Genomic DNA, 23,110 nt, shown 5'->3' on the forward strand with positions numbered 1-23,110 from the left:
CCTGACCGCCCTCATGGCGATCACCGCCTGCGGATCCAGCGGCACGAGCACCCCGACCGGGAACACCACGGAGCTGACCGTCTGGCACTACTGGGACGGAAACAACGCCCAGGCATTCGAACGGCTGGCCAAGGACTACGAGCGGACCCACCCCCAGTTCGCGCTCAAGGTCGTGACCGTCCCCGGCGCTGATCTGCTCACCAAGCTGCAGACCGCCGCCGCCAGCCGCACCCTTCCCGACATCGCGATCGGCGACCTGGTGTGGGTCCCGCGCCTGGCCGGGACGGGCCGGCTCGCCGATCTCAAGCCGCACATCCCGGCCTCCACCTGGAACGACATCTATCCGGAGATGCTGAAGTTCGGCTCGTCGGGCGGCAAGCAGCTGTCCATCCCCGTCTCCGCCAACACGCTGGCGATGATGATCAATACTGACCTCTACGCGAAGGCCGGGCTCGACCCCGCCAAACCGCCGAAGACGTGGGAGGAGCTGTCGGCGGCGGCTGCCGCCATCAAGGACAAAACAGGCAAGCCCGGGTTCGAGCTGTACACCCAGCCGGGTGACAGCGGCGAAGGCGTGACCTGGAACTTCCAGGTCAACCTCTGGCAGGCCGGCGGCGAGTTCCTGACCCCCGACAACACCAAGGCGGCCTTCAACTCCGAGGCGGGCCGCAAGGCACTCGGCTTCTGGGTCGACCTGATCCGCGAGGACGCCAGCCCGCTCGGGCCGTGGGGCGCGTTCGAGAAGGGGGCCGCCGCCTCAGCCCAGGAGGGCTCATGGATGGTCGGCATCTGGAAGGACAAGCCGCCGTTCCCGTTCGCCGCCGCCCCCATCCCGTACCCCGCGGACGGCAAACCGGCCACGAACATGGGCGGCGAGCAGGCGGTCGTCTTCTCCACCTCACAGCACGTCAAGGACGCGGCCGCCTTCCTCGGCTGGTTCTCCGGCCAGAGCCTGGGCTGGAGCAAGGCCACCGGTTTTCTGCCCACCCGCCAGTCTGTGGCCGGCAGCGCCGACTATCTCGGTTCGCTGGATCCGCTGATGAAGCCGTTCGTGGAGGCGCTGCCCACTGCCCGCGCCCGCCCGGCCACCCCCCTCTACCCGCAGGTGTCGATGGCCTTCGCCAAGGAGGTCGAGCAGGCCGTTCACGGAAAGAAGACGGTCGAGGCGGCGCTGGCCGACGCCGAGCGCGAGGTCAACGCGATCCTGGCGGCGGGATGACGAGCATGCCGCAGGTCCGGGTGCCCGCTTCGCGGAGCGGGCGCCTGTCCCTCGCCCAGAGAGCCCGGAGAGGAGGCGACGGCTGGGCCGCGGTGCTGTGCCTGGCTCCCGCGCTGACGGTGATCGGCCTGTTCGTGGTCTATCCGATCGTCGCGACGGGGCGGCTCAGCCTCACGACCTGGGACGGTGCCAGCCCCGAGCAGGTGTTCGCGGGGCTGGCCAACTACGTGCGGATGGCCGGCGATCCCGAGTTCCGCAACTCGCTCGTCGTGACCGTTCTGTACGGACTGGGGGTCACGGTGCTCGGCGTGGTCTCCGGGCTGGGCCTGGCCGTGCTGCTCAACGCACCGCTGCGGGGGCTGGCGCTCTACCGAGGGATCTTCTTCCTTCCGGTGGTCACCTCGTCCATCGCGGTGGCGACGGTATGGAAGTACCTGTTCGGGCAGGACGGACCCATGGGCGGGTTGACCGGGCTGAACTGGCTGGGCGATCCGTACTTGGCGCTGCTGTCGCTGACCCTGCTGACCGTGTGGAAGCAGCTCGGCCTCAACGTCGTGCTCTATCTGACCGCGCTGCAGGCGATCCCACCGCAGTTGTACGAGGCCGCCGCGCTGGACGGGGCCGGCGGCTGGCAGCGGTTGCGGCGGATCACCGTCCCGCTGCTCGCGCCGATGACCTTCTTCGTGATCATCGAGGGCCTGATCGCGACGTTCCAGGGGTTCGACCTGGTCTACGCGCTCACTCAGGGCGGCCCGCTGGGCGGCACCGAAGTCCTCGGGTTCCTGGTCTACCGCACGGCGTTCTCCTCCGGCGAGTTCGGATATGCCGCGACCATTGCGTACGCCGGTTTCGCTCTGGTCTTCGGGCTGAGCTGGCTGCAGTGGCGGTTGGGAGGGCGGTCGCAGTGGTCTTGACCGCACGGCACGTTCGTCCGCGCCGTCCCCGCCGCGGCGATGTTCCCCGGCACGCGATCCTGCTCGCCGCGTCCGTCGTCGTAGTCGCGCCGTTCTGCTGGATGGTGACGACCTCACTCAAACAGTTCCCGCACGTCAATCAGCCGCCGTTCCTGTGGCCGGCCGAGTTCGAATGGGGCAACTACGCGGAGGCGATGAGCGCGGCGCCCTTCGCCCGCTACTACCTCAACACCGCCGTGATGACGCTGGGCATCGTGGCCGGGCACCTCGCGCTGGACACCTTGGCCGCGTACGCCCTGGCGCGGCTGCGCTTCCCGGGCCGCAACGCGATCTTCCTGGCGCTGGTCGCGACGATGCTCGTGCCGACCTTCCTGACCATGCTGCCGGCTTTCGACCTCGTCGTACGGCTCGGCTGGTACGACAGTTGGACCGGCCTGATCGTCCCCCGGCTGGCGGACGCGTTCGGCATCGTCGTCCTGCGGGCGTACATGCAGACGATCCCCGTCGAGCTGGAGCAGGCCGCCCGCGTGGACGGGGCGGGACGGCTGCGCATCCTGTGGCAGGTGATCGTGCCGTTGTGCCGTCCCGCGCTCGCCACGGTCGCGGTGTTCAGCTTCCTGTTCGGCTGGAACGACTTCCTGTGGCCGCTGCTGGTCACGTCCGACGACGACGCCCGCACGATCCAGCTCGGGCTGGCCGTCTTCACGGGCAAGTACAGCCCCTATCCCCAACTGCTGATGGCCGGCACGGTGGTCGCCGCGATCCCCGCCGTCGGCCTGTTCCTCGTGTTGCAGAAGGCACTGGTACGCGGACTGGCCGCGACCGGAGTGAAGGAGTAGCCCGTGGACTGGGTCCGCGACGCGGTTTTCTACCAGATTTTTCCCGACCGGTTCGCCAACGGCGACCCGTCCCTCGACCCGCCCGGGGTCGAACCTTGGGACGGGCCGCCGACCCGGACCAACTTCTTCGGCGGCGACCTGGCGGGCGTGCGGAGCCGCCTCGGACATCTGCGCGACCTCGGCGTGACCGCGCTCTACCTCACCCCGATCTTCACCGCGGGCACGAACCACCGCTACGACACCATCGACTACTTCAGCATCGATCCTGCCCTCGGCGACGAGGAGACCTTCGCCGGTCTGGTCGAAGACGCGCACGCCCACGACATCCGGGTGGTCCTAGACGCGGTGTTCCACCACTGCGGCGACCGGCATCCGGCCTTCAGGGACGTGGTGGACAAGGGCGCCGCCTCGCCGTACGTGAACTGGTTCTCCGTGCAGGAGTTCCCGGTGAAGGCGGACCCGGAGCCGAACTATCTCACCTGCAGCGGCTGCGCCTACCTGCCGAAGCTCAACGTGTGCAATCCCGAGGTGCGCGAGCATCTGTTCGCCGCCGTGGAGAAGTGGAGTCGCACGGGCATCGACGGGTGGCGGCTCGACGTGCCGTACATGATGGAGAACCTGCCGTTCTGGCGGCAGTTCCGGCGGCTCGTGAAGGGCATCGACGAGGACCTCTACATCGTGGCCGAGGTGTGGGAGGCGGCCACGGACTGGACCCGCGGCGACACCTCCGACGGCGCGATGAACTACCGGCTGCGCGATGCGATCCTCGGCTTCGTCACCGACCACCGGCTCGGCGGCGAGTGGCTGGCCGCCGAGCTCGGCGCGATCGACCGTGAGATCGGGCCGGAGGCGAAGGGCCTCATGCTGAACCTGCTCGGCAGCCATGACACCGAACGCGTACGGACCCGCTGCGGCGGCGAAGCTGAGGCGACGAGGTTCGCGTGCGGACTGCTCATGGCCGCGGAGGGCGCGCCCATGATCTACTACGGGGACGAGGTCGGCATGCGCGGCTTCAACGACCCCGACTGCCGCAGGTGCATGACCTGGTCGGAGAAGGATTGGGACCACGAGCAGCTGGCCTGGCTGAAGACGCTGGCCCGGCTTCGCCGCGACCACGTGGCGCTGCGCCGGGGGTCGGAATCCACCGTGCTGGCCGGGGAGAATGTGATCGTCCGGGCCCGCGTCCACCCGGACGAGACCGTGCTCGTCCTGGCCAACCGGGGCAACGCGGCCGAAACGCTGCCGGCCGGCACCGGCACCGGCCGCGACCTGATCACCGGCGAACAGGTCAACCTGGGCGCCGTTTCCGTACGCCCATGGGAGGTGCGTTTTGTCCGGCCCGACTGAGCCTCGGGTGACATCCAAAGACGTCGCCGCCGCGGCCGGTGTGTCGCGGTCGGCGGTGTCCTTCGCCTTCAACGACCCGACCAAGATCTCCGACGCGACCCGGCGGCGGATCCTGGAGGTCGCCGGAGAGCTCGGCTACACGCCCAATCCGGTCGCCCGGATGCTCCAGCAGGGGCGCACCCGGTCCCTGGGGGTGCTGTTGCCCCAGGACCTGCCCCAGGTGATGGAGAACCCCTACTACGCCCAGTTCCTGGTCGGGCTCGGCCAGGTCTGCCATCGCGAGGGCCTGACCCTGCTGCTCACCCCGCCGCTGCGCAACTCCATGCTTAAGGCCATCCCGTACGCCGCGGTGGACGGCTTCGTCGTGTGTGGCCTGGAGACCGACCGCGGCGAGGTGGCCGAGCTCACCCGGCGCGGCATCCCGTTCGTGCTGGTGGACAGCGACCCGCAGGAGGGCGCGCCCAGCGTCGACGTGGACGACCACGCGGGCGCGTACGAGGCCGTGCGACACCTGCTCGACCTCGGGCACCGCCACATCGCGGTGCTCTCCTTCGACCCCGGGCCCGACAAGGCCGTCTACGGCTACCGCGGCCCCCTCGCCCGCCGCATGAGCGGGGTGGCCGAGGCACTGGCCACCGTCGGACTCGCCTTCGACGACGTCCGGCTGGTCGAGGTGCCCTGCACCCGGCTCGACGGCTACCGCGCCGCCAGGGATCTCATGCTGCTCGACCCCGCGCCGACCGCCATCGTCGCCCTGTCCGACATCCTCGCCATCGGCGCGCTCGACGCCCTGCGCGATCTCGACGTCGACGTCCCGGGCGAGGTGTCGGTCACCGGCTTCGACGATCAACCCGAGGCGGTCTGGGTTCGACCCCGGCTGACCACCGTCCGCCAGCCCATCCAGGCCAAGGGCCGCGTCGCCGGGGACTTCCTGGTCTCCGCGATCCGCGGCGAGACCCAGCATCCTCACCAGACCCTGCACACCGCTCTGATCGTCCGCGAATCCACCGGCCCCATCGCCTGATCTGCGCGTTCCCCCGGCCTTGGCACATCCGCCGCAGGCCGATGCCGTCATGCCCAGAAAGGGATACGGAAGATGAAACGGTTACCCGTCCTGCTCACCGTGGCCGCCCTGGCGGCCACCTCGCTCACCGGGCTGTCCGGGGGACCGGCCGCCGCCGGAACCTCCGGAACCTCACCGGGGCCGCTCGCCGAGGGCGACGTCGTCTACCAGGTGTTGGTCGACCGATTCTCCAACGGCAACACCGCCAACGACGACAGCGGCCACGGAGAGTACGACCCGAGCGATCTCGGCTTCTACCACGGCGGCGACTGGGCCGGACTGACCGCCAAGCTCGACTACATCAAGAACCTCGGTGCGACCGCGATCTGGATCTCCCCCGTCTCCGAACAGGAACCGCTCAGCCGGGACGGCAAGGAGGCCAGCTACCACGGCTACTTCACCAAGAACTTCGCCACTCCCAACACGCACTTCGGGTCGGCGACGGAACTGCAGACACTCATCGACACCGCCCACGCCAAGGGCATGAAGATGATCCTCGACGTGGTCCCCAACCACACCGCCGACTACCTCGCCGGCACCTCCACCACCTATAGCCCGTCGACGTACAAGCCCGCCGCGCCGCTGGACAACCCCTCCTACTATCACCACAACGGCGACTGCCTGTTCAACGGCACCGAGACCCAGACCCAGATCGAGAACTGCGACCTCGGCGGCCTGGACGACCTCGACCAGTCCAACTCGACCGTGTCCGCCTTCCTGCTCGACACCTACAAGGACTGGGTCGACATGGGATTCGACGGCATCCGCGTCGACGCCGCCCGGTCGGTGCCCAAGAGCTGGCTGCAGACCTTCGAGTCCACCATGGGAGTTCCCACCTTCGGAGAGGTGTTCGTCGGCGACGTCGACTACGTCTCGGAGTACCAGGACTACGAGTGGGGTGTGCTCGACTTCCCTTACTTCTTCTCCGTCCGGGACACGCTGGCCGGCGACGGCGACATGAACAACCTCGGGGCCCTCTTCGCCCAAGACTACAAGTACAACAATGCCAACCGCCTCGAGACGTTCATCGACAACCACGACCGGGCGCGGTTCCTGGCCAGAGCCAACGACAACTATCAGCGGCTGCGCGCCGCGCTCACGGTGCTGCTGACCGCGCGCGGCGTCCCGGTCATCTACTACGGCACCGAGCAAGCCGACGACGGCAACGGCAATCCCAACGAGGTGCCGATCGCCAACAAGGACAACCGCAAGGACATGTCGAGCTTCAGTGTGACGTCAACGATCTACAAGCACATCCAGCGCCTCACCGCCGTCAAGGCCGCCTATCCCGCCCTCCGCATCGGCACCCAGCGGGAGATGTGGAAGGACACCACCGTCTACGCCTTCTCCCGCAGAGTCGACTCAACGGGCGCCGAGGCCATCACGGCCGTGAGCTCGTCCTGGAACACCCAGACTCGCACGATCCCGCTCCGCGCCGAGAGCAGCATCCCTGTCGGCACCGTACTCACCAACCTCATGGACACCTCCGACACCGTCACCGTCGCCTCCGGAGGCGTCACCGGCAAGCAGATCACGGTGACCCTGGGCGAGCACGGCGCCAAGGTCTACACGCCCGGAACGCCCGTCTCCTCCTACACCCCGCCCACCAGGAACATCACGAAGATCCGCGTCCACTCGGGTGTCGCCTCCGGCAACACCCTGTCCATCCGCGGCGACACCGCGCCGTTCAGCTGGACCGCCGGACGGGCCGCCCGCGAAGTCTCCAGCGGAGTCTGGGAGTACGAATTCGAGCGCATCCCCGCCGGGCAGACCTTCCAGTTCAAGCCGCTAGTCAACGACACCTATTTCGCCACGGGAAGCAACTACACCGGGACCGGCGGTGCGACGATCGACATCTACCCGACCTTCCCGACGCTGACCACCATCCGGGTACACAAGGACGTCGGGTACGGTAACCGCATCACGCTGCGCGGTTCGGTGTCCCCGTTGTCCTGGTCGGCCGGACAAAACTGCGCCAACAAGGCCGCCGACCTGTGGGTGTGCACGATCTCGGGGATCTCCTCCGGAACCGCTTTCGACTACAAGCCCCTCATCAACGACACCACCTGGGCCACGGGGTCCAACTACACGACCACGGGCGGCTCCAGCGTGGACATCTATCCCACGTTCTGAGCCCTTCCCGGGGCATGACCTCGGAGCGTCAGATGAACGGGACAGGCACCGGCCTGTCCCGTTCCCGGCCTGGTTGACCGCTCGGTCACCGTCAGCGCGGTCGCCTCGTGCGGCTGGCCTCTGAACCAGAAAGTGAGTCAGCGTTTGGGAAGAACGGCATAGCCTTCACCCCTACGCCGCGGCTCGGAAGGTACGGACTCACTGCTTCGGCAGGGGCCGGACCGTCTCCATGGTGAGTTGTCGAGCGTGAATCACCTGGACAGGTGGGATGTCTCCGGGTTCCCTTCTGCTGGGTCCCTCGCAGAGGGCTCGAATCTCCGCGTATGTCAATACGACCCGGTCTGATATCAACGCGACCGAGCGCGGGTGCGGGCGAGGGCGTCAAGGGCGGTGTCGTCGGCGTCGGGGAGGGTGTGGAGGTACTTCTCGGTAGTGGAGATGCTGCCGTGGCCCAGGCGCTCCTTCACCACCTGAAGGTCGGCGCCGCCGGCCAGCAGCCATGAGGCGTGGGCGTGACGGAGGTCGTGCATCTTGACCTTGAACTCCAGGCCCGAGGCGGCCAGCGCCGGTCGCCAGATCTGGTCGCGGAACCAGCGGCGGGGGATGTGCCCGTCGGTGTCCCAGCGGCGTGGTCGGCGGGGGTTGTCCTTGCCGGAGGACCGGCGGTCGGCGCGATAAACCGCGTAGGCGTTCTTGCACTGCTGGCATCGGCACTTGCCCGCTGAGTAGGCGCTGAGCGTGCCGTGCCGATACCGCCGCCCGGCGGCGTTCGGCTCGGTCAGGCCCAGGTGCTCTGCGGGCTCCACCTTGGGCTGCGGCGTGCACTCCTCGGGCTGGTAGACGAAGAGCAGGTCGTCCCGCTCCAGCTTGCTGTCTTCGATGTGCTGCTTGAGCTTCGCCGTGATCTGCGGGCTGAGCTTGAAGCGGCGAAACTCCCGGTCCTTGGGATACTCCTTGATTAGGAACCGCTTACCCTCGGGATGGTGCTTGGGGTTGATCTCGATGACCGTCCGGCTCACCGTGACGATCCGGCTGAGCACGTCGAGGTCCTTGACGCGGAGCTCGGTGAGCTCGCCCCAGCGCATGCCGCTTTCGATGGCGGTCTCGGCCAGGAGTCGGGCGTCCTCGGTGGGTAGCGAGAAGTAGAGCTTGTCGAACTCCTCCGGGGAGACGATGCGTAGCGGCTTCTTCGGCACGGTTGGCGTCTTCACGCCCTTGCACGGGTGCAGCGCGGTGACCTGATCGTTCAGTGCCGTTGTGAAGATGCCGCTGAGGATCGACTTGTTGAGCCGGATGGTGGCGGGGGAGAGGCCGCGGTCCTGCTGGTCCTTCACCCAGGCGCGTACGTCACTGGGCAGGATCTCGATCATGCGCATTGGGCCGAACCAGTCCATGATGTGGGCGTAGATCGAGTACGTGTAGCCCTCGCGGGTCGTCGCCTCCATGACGTGGTGCGGTAGCCATTCCTTCTCGACGTACCGCCGGAAGGTCTGCTTGGTCCGGGCCGGATCGCCGGCTCGGCCCTCCGCCACCTTCGCCTCGGCCTGCTGCCAGGCCTTGTCGGCCTCCTTCTTGCTGCCGAAGGTGCCCGCGGACAGTTCCCGGCCGCGCAGGTCGGTGTAGTACGCGGTGTACCTCGGCTTGCCGTTCTTGCCGAGGCGCTTCCGCGAGAAGCCCATCGTGCCCCCCCCCCAAGATCGTCTGACCGTCGTTTGACCGTGGACTGGGCGCGATCCGATGGCATCCGCCGGGACGGTATGGCATCGCGATCACGTCGTCTACCTGCAGTTTCTCGCAGACGGCTCGATTACTCAAGGTGATGAATGAACGGCGGAACGCGACTGGGGGTCAAGGGGTCGTGGGTTCAAATCCCGCCGTCCCGACACTGTTGTAGCAGGTCAGAGCCACAGTTCCCAAGATCGGGGATTGTGGCTTTTCTGTTGTGTCACCCAGGTGTCATCAAGAGTCGCCCTCCCGGACCGTGCCGCCCGGTGACAGATGTATGTCCAGCGTGTCACCGCATTCGCCGGTCCTCTGGCCGCGGGAGCGCCTTGTGTTCAAACGGAGTGGAGATCTACACCGTAAAGGACGCCGCTTCTGAGCAGTGCACCTTGATCGACAACGCATCCTCTGCGGGGCCATCGCAGACGCCCATGGCTGCCGTGGCGACCTTCCTGGCTACGGCTTGGTGACCGTCGTTCGCCACACTGGCGCCGAGTAGCGCGGAAAGCTGCGAGCCGCGGCTGGGGGAGCAGTGCGTTGTCACCTGTGGCGAGCATCGCTAGATTCCGATCATGTCCGAGGTCGACTTCGCTCCGCTGCGTGTCACCCACCTGGCGTACGGGCGTGACATCGACTTGACGATCCGGGAGTGGGCACGGGCCAACGGACACCCGGTCAGCGAGCGCGGCCGGGTCGGGCACGGGCTCATCGAGGCATTCTTCGCCGCCAACCCTGACGCGTATGAGCGGGCTGAGAAGACCGAGGCGGTCCATGCCGCCGCCCGCACGCCCGGTGCCTCACCGGAAGACTATGCGTGGCAGGACGAGGGCCCGCTGGGACCGATCTACACGATCACGCTCGTCAGGGGAGGTGGAGGAGCACGAGGTGCTCCGGCGCCTGGGCGCCGCCCTGGAACACATCCGCCTGATCGGCCTGGATGAGTACCCCGATTCCAGCCGTACCGAGATCGTCGTGGCGCGGCGGGTGGGGGACTGGACCATCGTGATCGAGGAGTGCGGCTGGCGCGGAGTGCAACGCGAGGTCATCGGTGAGCTGTCCCGCGATGGCGGCGAGGCCGTCGCGGTGATGCGACACGATTACGCCGCCCGTCACGACTGCGCCTACGCCCTCGGCGGTGAGCTCGTCACCGGTTTCGATCCGAGCCGGCCCGGAACCCGGTGGGGCACTGCACCCGACTGGCTCAACCGGCATCTTCGCGAGCTCGGCATCGACCCAGCCTCCGACGACTGGATCGACAACGCCATCCAGGCCGTTCTGGCGCTCGCCGGCCGAATCTCCCGGGTCATGGTCACACCCGCGCACGCCGAGCGTCCCGTTCTCGGTGCCGCGATCCCCCGTTGAAGCCGGCTCTGCCGCCTCGGTGCCCGGTGCGAGCCAGATCAGGTGCGTCGGTGGCGGACCGGCTGGTCCGAACCGGCGCAGAGGTTGGATGGTCAACTGCGAGTTCTCCGGGCCGACTTAAAGCCGGACGATAGTCGGAGGTGCTTTCACTGGGGTCATGGGGACGGGTACAGAAGGCATCGAATTCTTCCTTATTGTGTTTTTGGTCCTGTCCGTAATTGTGGTTCAAGTTGATAACGAGGTGATTGCTCGAACAGTGGGGCAAAGGCGTTCGGGGCTAGTGTTCACTGGTGCTTCTTGATCGCATCCACACGGCTTCTCGGTCTACTGATCGTGCATGTGATCGGAAGAGGTGAATGCGTGGGATTCTTCGACCGTTTTCGAAGTGAGCCGGGCCGGCGTCGAGCGGCCGCGGCGCATCACCCGTCCGGGCCCGACGGTAGGCAGGCCCAAGCTCCCCGCCACGCAGTCCCTCCTCAAACGGGATATCCGCAGCAGTCGCCTCCGCCGCCTACTGCTGGGCCTTGGCTACCGCCAGGCTTCGGGGTCAGCGTTGCGGGGCTGAACATCGTCGGCGGCCTGCTGTATGTGGGCGCCCGTCTAGCGTCAGCGTCGGGACAGACGGTCGAACCCGCGTTGATCGACCCCCGACTGCCGGTCGACCTGCGCCGTCCGGATTGGACGGGGCAGGGCTTGCGCTACTGGCCCTCGTATACGTCGATTCCGCCGGACTCGCGTGCCGCCTACCTGTCCTGGCTCGCCGATGGACGGCGCTATCCGCATGTACCCATCGGCTATGTGTTCCTCTACTTTTACGGCCTGGAACGACGGGCTCTGCATGACTTGCGTCTGGATCGTTCCAGCGCGGGCCACGAGTTGTCGATCATCCAGGCCGAGGTCCGCCGGCTTCTCCGGATCTACGGCGAGAACTCCTCCTTCCGAAGCTATGCCGGTGAGTTCGACCAAGTCCTCGACCTGCTGATCCTGGCGAGCCAGGACACGCGGCCCAGCGCCGGACATCCCCCTGAGCCTTCTCGCGAGGTGACGCCGCTCCGGCTGAGGGTGGGATTGGGGGAGTTCGCAGCGGAGGGACAACCAGTGCCCGCCGAATGGGCGTTGGCCTGGATCCGCTCCCACCCCGACTACTACCCGCGTACTCCGGCGACGCGCTGCGCCGTTCAGTTCGATGCGCTGTTCCGGTCGCGGTACGCCGCGCGTCATCGAGCGGGGCTGATGGTCCGGCCCGGACGCAAGGAAGTCTCCCTGGATTATCGGCCCGCCAGTGCCGGCTTCGGCGGGTACCCCCGGCTGACACTCCACGGCATCCCGGACGTGCTGACGCTGGCCGCGCCGACACGCAAGCTCGTGGCGTTGGCCGACGAGTGCACCACCGACTTGGATGCCTACAGCCGTTTCGTCGGACGCTTCCCGGACCGGCAGGCGAGTGTGCAGGCGCAAGCACTGCTCCCGGCGGAGTTGCTGGACCTCGAGTCGGGAGGCGCGGGCCGCGCCGTGACGTGGGCGCGGGACCGTCTGGGCATGCAGGAGACCGCTCTCGTGCCGGCGGAGGAGTTCGCGGCACTGCTGGGCGCGCCTACGGCCAAGCCGGCGAAGAAAGACGTCGTCGCTCTGGCACAACTGCTGGCCGGCGTGGGGATCGGAGTCGAGCCTGATCCGCGGATGGGGGGTCCGGTCCTGTCGAGCGGTCCCATGGTGCTTTTCGCCGCTCCGGGCGGTCCCACCGCGGCGTCCTCCGACGCCTACCGCGCCGCGACGATCCTGCTCCATCTGGCGGCGGCCGTGAGCGCCGCCGACGGGGAGACCTCGGAGGCGGAGCAGCGTCATCTGAGCGATCATCTCGAACGGGCTCTTCACCTGACGCAGGACGAACGCCGGCGCCTGCACGCGCACCTGCGCTGGCTCATCGCCACCGACGTCAAACTCACCGGCCTGACCCGGCGCCTGGCGGACATCGACGACAAACAGCGGGCCTACGTGGCGGAGTTCCTCACCGGGGTGGCCGCGGCCGACGGTCATATTTCTTCTGAAGAGGTCAAGACCCTCAGCCGTATCTACCGTCTGCTCGGGCTCGACCCTGCCACGGTGAAGTCTGTCCTGCCGGCGACCGCTCCCCCCACTCCAGCGGCCGGTCCAGTGGTCGTCCGCCAGGCCGAGCCGGAACCCGGCTTTGCAATTCCCCGCCCTGCCGACGTTCGAACTGCCCCGGCCGCCGTGCACCTCGACCACGGTGCCATCGCCGCCAAGCTTGAGGAGACGGCCAGGGTGGGAGCGTTGCTGGGCTCGATCTTCGTTGAAGAGGAACCGGCGCAGGTGCCCTCGCCGCCTCCGGCTGCCGATCCGGTCGCCGGACTGGACGGCCCGCATTCCGGCCTCATACGCAGCCTCCCTGATGTGGAGCAGTTGTCTCGGGGGGAGTTCGAGGACCTCGCGGCGAAATGGAACCTGCTCCCCGATGGAGCACTCGATCGAATCAACGAAGCCGCCTACGAGATGGGTGGTGAGCCGTTGTTCGAAGGAGACGACCCGATCTGGGTCAATCGACATCTGCTGGGAGAGATGCTCACGTGACCACGACGACCCCGATCCGCCCCCGCGAGCGTGATGCCCTCCTCCAGTCGCTGCGAGCAGGCGTAGTCCCTCGGGTCGGCCAGCGGCATGTGCAGGTGGGCCGCGCCCCCGAGGTCCAGGCTCTGGTGACCGACATCGATCGAATCGCCGGTGGTGGTTCGGCCGTGCGTTTCGTCATCGGCGACTTCGGCGCGGGCAAGACCTTCTTCCTGCACCTGGTGCGGTCCATCGCCCTGGAGAAGAAACTGGTCACCCTTCACGCCGATCTCAACCCCGACCGCCGCCTGCACTCCACCGGCGGCCAGGCGCGCAGCCTCTATGCCGAGCTGATGCGCAACATGGCCACCAGAGCCAAGCCCGACGGCGGGGCACTTCCCGCGGTCGTCGAGAGGTTCGTCTCTACGGCACTGGCCGAGGCCCAGCAGGTCGGCGCCAACCCCGGGCAGGTCATCCGTACGCGCCTGGCCCACCTGGCGGAGATGACCGGAGGGTACGACTTCGCCGAGGTTGTCGGCGCCTACTGGCGCGGGCACGACACCGGTGACGAGCAGCTGAAGGCCGCCGCAGTGCGCTGGCTGCGCGCCGAATACTCCACCAAGACCGAGGCCAGGTCCGCGCTCGGCGTCCGGACGATCATCGATGACGCGACCTTTCACGACCACCTCAAGCTGATGAGCCGGTTCGTGCGCCTGGCTGGATACGACGGCATGCTGGTGTGCCTGGATGAGATGGTCAACCTCTACAAGCTGGCCTCCACGCAGGCCCGCAACGCCAACTACGAGCAGATCCTGCGCATCCTCAACGACACACTGCAGGGCACGGCCGCGCACCTGGGCTTCGTGTTCGGCGGCACCCCCGAGTTCCTCACCGACTCCCGCCGCGGGCTCAACAGCTATGCCGCACTCCAGTCGCGACTGGCGGAGAACTCTTTCGCCAGGGACGGGCTGGTGGACTACTCCGGGCCGGTGCTCCGTCTCACCGCCCTGACTCCGGAGGACCTCTACGTCCTGCTCACTAAAATCCGGCACGTCTACGCCTTCGGCGACCCGTCCCGTTATCTCGTCGCGGACGACGCGCTGCCGGCGTTCATGCACCACTGCTCCAGCCGCGTCGGTGACGCCTACTTCCGCACGCCGCGAACGACGATCAAAGCCTTCTGCGACCTGCTGGCCGTACTGGAGCAGAATCCCGGAGCGGACTGGCGGCGGATTCTCCCCTCGGTCGAGCTGGACCAGGAGAGCAACCCAGATCTGGGCCCGCTCGAAGAAGACGAGGATCCCGCCCTGCGGGCATCGGTGACCCAGCCAGGAGCTTTCGATGACGACGACCTCGCCTCCTTCCGGCTCTGACGCTTTCCAACTGCTGCACCCCAAGGTGCAACGGTGGATCTGGCAGCAGGACTGGCCCGAGCTTCGCCCTGCCCAGGAGGCGGCGGCCGCTCCCGTGCTCGCGGGTGAGACAGACGTGCTCATCGCCGCGGCAACCGCCTCGGGGAAGACCGAGGCCGCGTTCCTGCCCATCTGCTCGGCGCTGACCGCAGATCCACCGCAGACCGGTGGGTTCGCCGCGATCTACATCAGCCCGCTCAAAGCGTTGATCAACGACCAGTACGGCAGGCTCGATGAGCTGTGCGAACACCTGGACATCCCGGTGGCCCGATGGCACGGGGACGTCGGCGCCAGTGGCAAAAGCAAGCTCCTCGAGCGGCCGCGGGGCATCCTCCTGATCACCCCCGAATCGCTGGAGGCGATGTTCGTCCTGCGCGGGTGGAAGATACGCGACCTGGCCGGTGCCCTGCGCTACGTCATCATCGACGAGATGCACTCGTTCATGGGAACCGAGCGTGGGGCACAACTGCAATCCCTCATGCACCGGCTCGACCTGGCCGCCCGCCGCCGCGTTCCGCGGATCGGGTTGTCGGCCACACTCGGAGACATGCGCGCGGCGGCGGATTTCCTCCGGCCCGGCAGCGGGGACAAGGTCACCGTGATCGTGTCGGACGCCGACGGTCAAGAGCTTCAGTTGCAGGTGCGCGGCTACCTCGAAACGCAGCCCAACCTCTCTGCCCTGGACAGAACCGCCGATGAGGACGCGGAGCAACAGACGGGAGAGGAGGACTCAGGGGACCGGATCGCCATCGCCGATCACCTGTTCACGACCCTGCGCGGCTCCCACAACCTGATCTTCGCGAATTCCCGGGGCGCTGTGGAAGAGTACACCGACCTGCTCAGCCGTCGATGCGACCAGGCGGGCGTGCCGAACGAGTTCGTCCCGCACCACGGAAACCTCTCCAAGGACATCCGCGAGCATGCCGAGTCCCGCCTCAAGGACCGTGCCCGGCCGGTCACCGCCGTCTGCACCTCCACCTTGGAAATGGGGATCGACATCGGATCGGTCTCGTCGGTCGCCCAGGTCGGAGCGCCCCCCGGGGTCGCCGCCCTGCGTCAGCGCCTCGGACGTTCCGGGCGACGAGGAGGGCCGGCGATCCTGCGGGTCTACATCCGCGAGCGTGAGCTGTCACCAACGCTGCACCCAGCCGAGGAACTTCGCGCTCAGCTCGTGCAGACCATCGCGACGATCGAGCTTCTGCTACAGCGCTGGTACGAACCCCCACACGGAACGGCGCTGCATCTGTCCACCCTGGTGCAGCAGACCCTCTCACTGATCGCCCAACACGGCGGCATCACCCCGAACGACGCCTACCGAACGCTCTGCGTCCAGGGGCCGTTCCGGCTGGTCGACGCGGCGACCTTCGCCGCCCTGCTACGCGACCTCGGTAACGCGACGATCATCCGGCAGGAGACCGACGGCCTCCTTCTCCACGGTGACGCGGGGGAGAAGCTCGTCAACCACTACACCTTCTACGCCGCCTTCGCGGCGCCCACCGAATACCGCATCGTGCATGGGGGACGGACTCTCGGAAGCCTGCCCATCGAACAGTCACTCCCCGAAGGCGCTCTGCTGATCTTCGCGGGCCGGCGCTGGCGAGTCCTCGCCGTCGACGCGCGGGCGAAGGTCATCGAGGTCGCGCGAGCATCAGGCGGTCGCCCGCCACGATTCACGGGAGCAGGCCCGGAGGTACACGACCGCATTAGGACCGAGATGCGGCGCGTTTACCAGGACACCGCTGTTCCGACCTATCTGGATGCGACCGCTCAGCGCCTTTTAGAGCAGGGCCGCGCCGGCTACCGCCGCTTCGGCCTGGAAGCCAGGCCGATCGTGGGCTACGGGAACGACACCCTGCTCTTCCCGTTCTGCGGTGACGCGATCATGACGACGATCGCGCTTACCCTGCATAGCAGGGGAGTCACTGTGGAACGACAGGGTCTGGCACTGGCGCTGTCCGAAATAACGCCGCAGACCACCGCCGACCTACTGAGAGAACTGAGCGAATCCGAGCTACCCGCAGCGACCGAGCTCGCTCGGCTAATTCCTGACAAGAGGATCGACAAGTACGACGAATCGATCGGCGAGGAACTCTTAGCCCGCTCTTTCGCCGCCCGTCGGCTTGATGTTCCCGGTGCCCGAAACGTGATCAGTCGTTTCGCTGAGCAGGCCGCCATCGCTCGTTTCGCGTGATTTCAAACTGCCTTGGTTGGCGGGTGCACGCGGCGCCCGGTAGGGCCGTCGACACCGAGAGGGCCAGGCTGCCGCGGCCGTCGCCTGGCACCGGCACCAGCGTACTTAGATCCTGGGATTTCTGGGGTGCCAGTGGGCTTGGTTGCTGAGAGGTGCAAACAGTCGAAGGCCCCGCCCGTGGGGTGTTGGTGCCGAGATCGGTAAACGCTGGAATGTTGGGTCTGATCCGCAGCGATGTCCTGGTGACCGCTCCAGCCGAACGCAGCCCGTAGATGGCAGGATTATGGTCGACCTCGGCTTCACCGGTTTCAGTCGTCCGGCCAACGACCACCAATTCCTGTCGGTGTGCGACGGGGACAGGCCGAGCGTTGCGATGGCAGCGGCAGTATGTCGTCACCGCAGCTGCCACAGCGGCGGCGGAAGAAGAATTCTTCCGGTCGTTCAAAGCCGTAGGCGTGCTGGTGCGGCAGCGGATGAGTCAGCGCAATCCCGGCGACGTGACGGGGTACGCGGTGGCGCTGCCGGAGCATCGCAACCACGCCGGTTCTGGGGCCGGATGCAAACCGAACTGCTCAATCGGCGGCGGTGGAACACCCGCATCGAGTTGGCGAACGCGATCTTCGAGTATCTGGAGATCTTCCACAACGGCCAACGACGTCACAGCGCCCTGGGGATGCAGCACCCCGGTCGAATACGAGATGCTCTACGCAAACATGCAGCTGGCATTACGGCCAACCACGCCGACTCCACCGAACCCGAGGTACATCAGAGCCTCCATCAGACCCGGAGCGCTTCAGCCGGCCATCGCGGTCGGCGAGTGACCAGAGCGCGGGTGCTCGGGCCCTCGAGTGCCCGCGCGTGCTTTTCCTCGGCACAGTAAACGGACATTAGGGGTGAAATACCGTGTAGTGCCGTGATGGCCGGGGTAGCGGGAGACGGATGGAGGTGGTGGCCACCAACACACCGATCTCCTAGGAGGACCCGTGACCGTCGACGACATCATCCGCGAGGCCCTGTCCAGCGTGGACTTCCCCGCGGACAAACAGTCGCTCGTCCAGCAGGCGGCCGACGCCGGCGCTTCCGAACAGGCGCTGCGGCTGCTGCGGGCATTACCGCTCGGCACATACGCCAACAAGGCGGAGGTGCTGCGATCCGTCCCCCGGGATCCCGACGAGGAAGAGGGACTCTCACCGGCCGAACTCGCGCGCAGGGCCCGAGAACGCACCGGCGAGGGCCGGGGACGGGTGGCCGAGCACCTGCGGGAGCCCAAATCGTGACGACCGAGGGCAGCCGGGGCACGTCAGCGGATGTGTTTCATTTACCGGCGAGCGTCAGGTAGCGGTCGTCGGGGGGCCGTAAGTGATGTCCCGCTGAGCGGTGTAACTCGCAGCCGATCATGTGGGGGTCGGCGAGTTGTGGGCCGGACTGCGGAAGCGGGCGAAGGGTGTCGATGATCCGTTTGTGACGACAGACATCAACACACCCGCTCGCCGGCACCGCTCGACATCGTCCGTCCACGCCCGGGGCAGGTACAACTCCCGATCGATGAACCCGTGCCCGGCGCAGCAGAGCCCAGACCCGCCGCCGCGGCTCTACCCGGGCAAATTTGCCGCCGATTCGGTCGGTGAGCTCATCGAACATCACCTGCCACTGCGAGGCCGCTACGCTGACGCCTGCGGCCACCGCACGATCTTTGATCGTCAGCACAACACTCGATGATCGCGGTGGCCGTCCGCATCTCTACACCCGCCCGCGCACAAGATCGCGATCTCCGGTTGGAGTATCGGGGGCCTCCGTCGACGATCCCGCACCTGCGAGCGGAACTGGAGCAGCGCCGGGCCTGGCCGCGTCATAGTCACAGGCGGTGTGCGCCAGGGGTTCGGCCAGATCGTCTGCGGGTGGGTCGGCTACGTGCTCGCGGTCGCCGCAAGCCACCGGGTGGCCACCGGCGCGGGTGTCTGCCGGGCCAATCAGGTGATTTTTCGGTGGCGCCACGGTCCTGGCAGCGGTTGTCGGCCGGACAGGGGGCCAACGGGTACCGCTACTACGACTGGGCGTTCGTCGAGATCGACGCCGACCGCCCGGGCCGTCGTTGGTTGTTTCTGTGCCGGGTGGCTGAACGAGACAGCGTGTCCCTCGACCAGCGCGGGAACATGCCGCCGTGTTCGCCACGTTGCGCGAGGCCATTGCGGACAAGGAGTTCTTCGACATCGCCGTCCAGTTGCCGGACCAGTACAGGCCCTGATTCCGCGTCCGTGAGCGGGGGGCGGGCGGACTCGCCGCTCACGTGTTCCATGAGCTCCGGCAGTTCTCGGAACCGCGTGAGTAGCAGGTCGCCTCTTCCGCGGAGGTTCTGACACGTCACAGGCCCGGGTCCGGTCACGGCGATCGACTCAGGTCGTCGTGACCACGACTCCGCCCTCCGTACGCAGGGAGTCCGGCCGGGGTGAGAAGGTGTGGGGGACGGCATGCTGGCACAGCCGCCTGCGGCACCGCTTGGGCCGCAGGCTGCCGGAGGTCTCCGTGGACCTGCGAAACGTTTCGGAACGGGCGCGGCAGGCGTTGCACATCGCGATGGTCGCCCCGCCGTGGTACGACATCCCGCCGAAGGGGTACGGCGGCATCGAGTCGATGACGGCGGATCTCGTCCGCGGGCTGCTCGCCCGCGGACACCGGGTGACCGTGATCGGCGCGGGCGACGGAGTCGATCGGCGCACCTACAACGAGCCGCCGTCGGCCAGGATCGGAGAGGCGTTTCCGGAAGTCGTGCACGCCGCCAGGGCGGAGCACTTCCTGTGCGGACTGGCGCCCGACGTGGTCCACGACCATTCGCTCGCCGGGCCGTTGTGCGCGCCGGCACGTACGGCTCCCACCGTGGTCACCTGTCATGGCAACGTCCGGGGCGAACTCGGCGCCTACTACCGGGCCCTCGGCACCGCCGTCAACCTCGTCGCCATCTCCTGGTCGCAGCGGGCGAGCGCACCTGACCTCAATTGGGTCGCGCAGGTGCACAATTCCGTAGACTTCGCCACGTTCCCGTTCCGCGCGAGCAAGGAGGAATGGGTCCTGTGGTTGGGCCGACTGCATCCCGACAAGGGCGCCCACCTGGCCATCGAGGCTGCCTGGGCGGCCGGCCGGTCCATCGTCCTCGCGGGCAAGCAGACGGAAAGAGCCGAACAGGCGTACTTCCGGGAGTACGTCATGCCGCTGCTCGGCCAGGCGGCGCAGTACATAGGCGAGGCTGACGCCGCGCTGAAGCGTGACCTGCTGTCCCGAGCCCGTTGCCTGGTGTTCCCGGTGCAGTGGGAGGAGCCGTTCGGCATGGTCATGATCGAGGCAATGGCCTGCGGCACACCGGTGGTGGGACTGAGCAGGGGTGCGGTTCCCGAGGTCGTCCTGGACGGGGTGACGGGCCGTGTCCGTCACGAGGTCGGGCAGCTCCCGCTCGCCATCGAGGAGGCCGGGAGCCTGGAACCGGCGGCCGTGCGCGCCTACGCGCTGCAACGCTTCGACGTCCCGGTGATGACCGAGGCCTACGAACGCGTGTACCAGCAGGTCTTCGCGCGGATGCATGGCCCGGGCCGTCCGGCGGGACGGGAAGGGTGAATTTCGGGGAGCCACGACGCCTGACCGAGTGAGTATTGCTTCGCCCCCGGCGCTCCCACTGGGCGACTTGCTACTTCTCATGAGAGGCAGATGAAGGGCGGGAAGGGTGGTGCCAGGGAACGGGAGGCGACATCCTGGCATGGGAGACGAAAATGCCGTCGGGTGTTCCACAAGCCGACGGGGGGACACGCGTCATAGGGATTGTTCTCGCTGGTTGAGCCCTGTTACCGCCAACGTCGAAGGTGCGTGGATTCCGGTTCTCCCGCTCCCGCCGATGCATATCAGCGGCGTAGCGAATCGTCTTCACGAGCTGGAATAGCCGAGGGGGTTGGTCCCGTGAGCGTCCCGAGAACAGCAGGGCCCCACAAGGTGGTGCTGGCCACCTACAGCGGCTACGACGCGGCCCAGCACGCCGTGGACGTCCTGGCCCGCCACGATTTCCCGATCGCACACGTCACCATCGTGGGCTGCGATCTGCGGTGGGAGGAGAAGGTGCTCGGGCGATGGGGCCTCGGCAGAGCACTCGTCAGCGGCGCGGGTACCGGCGGCTGGATCGGTCTTCTCATCGGCTTGATATTCGCGATCTTCAGCCCGTGGGCCGGATGGGCCGTCGGCTCCTCGATCGTGCTCGGGTTGATCTTCGGCCTCGTCTGGGGTGCGATCAGTCACGTGGTGCAGCACCGGGCGTTCGCCTCGATGCCTGCGGTCGTCGCCGACCACTACGACATCCTCGTCGACCCGGAGTTCGCCGACGAGGCCCGGCGCGTGCTCACGCACGCTCGTGAGGCCGCTGCGCTCAGGTGAGCGCCAGGAGGGGGATGAGGACATGGCCAAGGCGGTGGGCATCGACCTCGGCACGACGAACTCGGTCATCGCGACCACCGAGGACGCGCATCCGACGGTCGTCCCGAACGCCGAGGGGTCGCGCACGACTCCGTCGGTGGTGGCCTTCACGGACCAGGGCGAGGTGCTGGTGGGCCAGATGGCCAGACGCCAGGCGATCCTCAACCCGAAGGGCACGATCTATTCGGCCAAGCGCTTCATCGGGCGCAAGTTCGACGAGGTGCAGAGCGAGATCAAGGCGGTCTCGTTCGACGTCGTGCCGGGCCCGGACGGCGCCGTGCGGTTCAAGGTGCGCGACAAGCTGTACGCGCCGGAGGAGATCTCCGCCTTCGTGCTGCGCAAACTGGCCTCGGACGCCGGGAAGTTCCTGGGGGAGAAGGTCAGCGAGGCCGTCGTCACGGTGCCCGCGTACTTCAACGACGCGCAGCGGCAGGCCACAAAGGACGCCGGCAAGATCGCTGGCCTGGAGGTCCTGCGGATCATCAACGAGCCGACCGCGGCGGCCCTGGCATACGGCCTGGACAAGAAGGGCAACGAGACCGTTCTCGTGTTCGACCTGGGCGGGGGCACGTTCGACGTCAGCGTCCTCGACATCGGCGAGGGGGTCATCGAGGTCCGCGCCACCTCGGGCGACACTCACCTGGGCGGCGACGACTTCGACCGGCGCATCGTCGACCACCTGGCCGACGAGTTCCACAAGCAGCAGGGCATCGACCTGCGGCGCGATCCGCAGGCCCTCCAGCGGCTGTTCGAGGCCGCGGAGAAGGCCAAGGTGGAGCTGTCGGCGGTCACCCAGACGCAGGTCAGCCTGCCGTTCATCACGGCCGACGCGACCGGCCCCAAACACCTGAACACGACGCTCATGCGCTCGACCTTCGAGCAGATCACCCACGACCTGCTCGAACGCTGCCGGGGCCCGGTGGAGCAGGCCATGGCCGACGCGAAGCTGACGACGAACGACCTCGACGAGGTGATCCTCGTCGGCGGCTCCACCCGCATGCCGGCCGTGCAGCAACTCGTGCGGCGGCTGACGGGCAAGGACCCGAACATGACGGTCAACCCGGACGAGGTCGTGGCCGTCGGCGCGGCCGTCCAGGCGGCCATCATCAAGGGCGAGCTGAAGGACGTCGTGCTGCTGGACGTCACGCCGCTGTCGCTCGGCGTCGAGACGCTCGGCGGCCTGATGACGAAGATCATCGAGCGGAACACCACGATCCCGGCCCGCCGCACGGAGACGTTCAGCACCGCGGAGGACAACCAGTCGGCCGTGGACATCGTCATCCTGCAGGGCGAGCGCGAGCGCGCCGCGGACAACCGGGTGCTCGGCCGGTTCCGGCTGGAGAACATCCGGCCCGCCCCGCGCGGGGTGCCGCAGATCGAGGTCACCTTCGACATCGACGCCAACGGCATATTGAACGTCTCCGCCAAGGACAAGGACACCGGCGCCGAGCAGCGCATCACGATCAGCGAGAGCTCCAACCTGGACAAGAGCGAGATCGACCGGATGATCGCCGATGCGGAGCGGCACCGCAACGAGGACGCGCAGCTTCGTGCCGCGACCGACGCCCGTAACGAGCTGGACTCTGCCGCCTACCAGGTCGAGCGCCGGCTGTCGGAGCTGGGCGACGCGGTCCCGGTGCACGAGAAGGCACGGGCCGAGCAGCTGATCATGGAAGCGCGTCAGGCGATCAAGGAGGAGGTGCCCGTCGACCGGCTGCGCGGCCTGACAGCGGAGCTGCAGCAGGTCTACCACGGCCTCGGCATGACGGCGTCCGCCGCCCAGGCCCAGAGCCAGGCCCAGACCCAGGGGCCGTCTCAGGCCGGGCCCGGCCAGGCCGCCGCCGGCTCCTCGGACGAGGACGTCATCGACGCCGAGTTCACCAGCTCCGAATAG

17 protein-coding genes are annotated in these 23,110 nt (G+C 67.5%); 16 read left to right on the forward strand and 1 reads right to left on the reverse strand.

All coding sequences use genetic code 11. The annotated features are described in order from the left end of the window. The 6 genes from AAH991_RS36125 to AAH991_RS36150 form a co-directional block, all read left to right on the forward strand. On the forward strand, positions 1-1,219 hold a 1,219-nt coding region (locus tag AAH991_RS36125), incomplete at its 5' end, for an ABC transporter substrate-binding protein (protein ID WP_346230443.1). Further along, the gene (locus AAH991_RS36130; protein ID WP_346230444.1) at positions 1,216-2,133 is read left to right on the forward strand and encodes a carbohydrate ABC transporter permease; all 918 of its coding nucleotides are present in this window, start codon (positions 1,216-1,218) and stop codon (positions 2,131-2,133) included. The genes AAH991_RS36125 and AAH991_RS36130, both read left to right, overlap by 4 nt. A gap of 101 nt (positions 2,134-2,234) precedes the next feature. Next, on the forward strand, positions 2,235-2,972 hold the full coding sequence (locus AAH991_RS36135; RefSeq protein WP_346230445.1) for a carbohydrate ABC transporter permease: 738 nt from the start codon (positions 2,235-2,237) through the stop codon (positions 2,970-2,972). Between the two features lie 3 nt (positions 2,973-2,975). Next, positions 2,976-4,319, forward strand: a complete 1,344-nt coding sequence (locus AAH991_RS36140) for a glycoside hydrolase family 13 protein (protein WP_346230446.1) — start codon at positions 2,976-2,978, stop codon at positions 4,317-4,319. 7 nt (positions 4,320-4,326) lie between these two features. Continuing rightward, entirely contained in the window at positions 4,327-5,343 is a 1,017-nt protein-coding gene (locus AAH991_RS36145; RefSeq protein ID WP_346230447.1) for a LacI family DNA-binding transcriptional regulator, read from the forward strand. A 72-nt stretch (positions 5,344-5,415) separates the two neighbouring features. After that, positions 5,416-7,515: an alpha-amylase family glycosyl hydrolase gene (locus AAH991_RS36150; protein ID WP_346230448.1), complete on the forward strand. Its 2,100-nt coding sequence runs from the start codon at positions 5,416-5,418 to the stop codon at positions 7,513-7,515. A gap of 347 nt (positions 7,516-7,862) precedes the next feature. Here AAH991_RS36150 and AAH991_RS36155 read toward each other — a convergent pair whose 3' ends face one another. Next, entirely contained in the window at positions 7,863-9,194 is a 1,332-nt protein-coding gene (locus AAH991_RS36155) for a tyrosine-type recombinase/integrase (protein ID WP_346230449.1), read from the reverse strand. Positions 9,195-9,809: 615 nt separating this feature from the next. Here AAH991_RS36155 and AAH991_RS40585 point away from each other — a divergent pair. The 10 genes from AAH991_RS40585 to dnaK all read left to right on the forward strand — a co-directional run bounded on the left by AAH991_RS40585 (position 9,810) and on the right by dnaK (position 23,110). Continuing rightward, on the forward strand, positions 9,810-10,178 hold the full coding sequence (locus AAH991_RS40585; protein ID WP_428834075.1) for an Lsr2 family DNA-binding protein: 369 nt from the start codon (positions 9,810-9,812) through the stop codon (positions 10,176-10,178). Beyond that, positions 10,123-10,599 (forward strand): DUF6461 domain-containing protein, encoded by a 477-nt coding sequence (locus AAH991_RS36160; RefSeq protein ID WP_346230450.1) that lies wholly within the window; start codon positions 10,123-10,125, stop codon positions 10,597-10,599. The genes AAH991_RS40585 and AAH991_RS36160 overlap by 56 nt, the downstream gene beginning before the upstream one ends. 360 nt (positions 10,600-10,959) lie before the next feature. After that, positions 10,960-13,188, forward strand: a complete 2,229-nt coding sequence (locus AAH991_RS36165; RefSeq protein WP_346230451.1) for a tellurite resistance TerB family protein — start codon at positions 10,960-10,962, stop codon at positions 13,186-13,188. Then, positions 13,185-14,537 carry an ATP-binding protein gene (locus AAH991_RS36170; RefSeq protein ID WP_346230452.1) on the forward strand — a complete coding sequence of 451 codons (1,353 nt, stop codon included), beginning with the start codon at positions 13,185-13,187 and terminating at the stop codon, positions 14,535-14,537. Before AAH991_RS36165 ends, AAH991_RS36170 begins: the two co-directional genes overlap by 4 nt. Then, positions 14,506-16,767 (forward strand): DEAD/DEAH box helicase, encoded by a 2,262-nt coding sequence (locus AAH991_RS36175; protein WP_346230453.1) that lies wholly within the window; start codon positions 14,506-14,508, stop codon positions 16,765-16,767. Before AAH991_RS36170 ends, AAH991_RS36175 begins: the two co-directional genes overlap by 32 nt. 556 nt (positions 16,768-17,323) lie before the next feature. Beyond that, complete coding sequence (locus AAH991_RS40590; RefSeq protein ID WP_428834076.1) at positions 17,324-17,647, forward strand: IS3 family transposase; 324 nt, start codon at positions 17,324-17,326, stop codon at positions 17,645-17,647. Between the two features lie 103 nt (positions 17,648-17,750). Continuing rightward, positions 17,751-18,044, forward strand: a complete 294-nt coding sequence (locus tag AAH991_RS36185; protein ID WP_346230454.1) for a DUF2795 domain-containing protein — start codon at positions 17,751-17,753, stop codon at positions 18,042-18,044. Between the two features lie 1,126 nt (positions 18,045-19,170). Next, a complete protein-coding gene (locus AAH991_RS36190; protein WP_346230455.1) occupies positions 19,171-20,373 on the forward strand; it encodes a glycosyltransferase family 4 protein in 1,203 nt (400 codons plus the stop codon). Between the two features lie 336 nt (positions 20,374-20,709). Beyond that, complete coding sequence (locus AAH991_RS36195; protein ID WP_346230456.1) at positions 20,710-21,177, forward strand: general stress protein; 468 nt, start codon at positions 20,710-20,712, stop codon at positions 21,175-21,177. A 22-nt stretch (positions 21,178-21,199) separates the two neighbouring features. After that, positions 21,200-23,110 carry a molecular chaperone DnaK gene (gene dnaK, locus AAH991_RS36200; protein ID WP_346230457.1) on the forward strand — a complete coding sequence of 637 codons (1,911 nt, stop codon included), beginning with the start codon at positions 21,200-21,202 and terminating at the stop codon, positions 23,108-23,110.

The sequence above is a fragment of the Microbispora sp. ZYX-F-249 genome, from assembly GCF_039649665.1.
In the GTDB taxonomy this organism is placed as follows: Bacteria; Actinomycetota; Actinomycetes; order Streptosporangiales; family Streptosporangiaceae; genus Microbispora; species Microbispora maris.

Excerpts from the sequence above, each read along its gene's own strand:
- AAH991_RS40590 (WP_428834076.1), top strand. The coding sequence starts at position 17,324 with ATGCAAACCGAACTGCTCAATCGGCGGCGGTGGAACACCCGCATCGAG.
- dnaK (WP_346230457.1), top strand. The coding sequence starts at position 21,200 with ATGGCCAAGGCGGTGGGCATCGACCTCGGCACGACGAACTCGGTCATC.
- AAH991_RS36175 (WP_346230453.1), top strand. The coding sequence starts at position 14,506 with ATGACGACGACCTCGCCTCCTTCCGGCTCTGACGCTTTCCAACTGCTG.
- AAH991_RS36155 (WP_346230449.1), bottom strand. The coding sequence starts at position 9,194 with ATGGGCTTCTCGCGGAAGCGCCTCGGCAAGAACGGCAAGCCGAGGTAC.
- AAH991_RS40585 (WP_428834075.1), top strand. The coding sequence starts at position 9,810 with ATGTCCGAGGTCGACTTCGCTCCGCTGCGTGTCACCCACCTGGCGTAC.
- AAH991_RS36130 (WP_346230444.1), top strand. The coding sequence starts at position 1,216 with ATGACGAGCATGCCGCAGGTCCGGGTGCCCGCTTCGCGGAGCGGGCGC.
- AAH991_RS36150 (WP_346230448.1), top strand. The coding sequence starts at position 5,416 with ATGAAACGGTTACCCGTCCTGCTCACCGTGGCCGCCCTGGCGGCCACC.
- AAH991_RS36135 (WP_346230445.1), top strand. The coding sequence starts at position 2,235 with ATGGTGACGACCTCACTCAAACAGTTCCCGCACGTCAATCAGCCGCCG.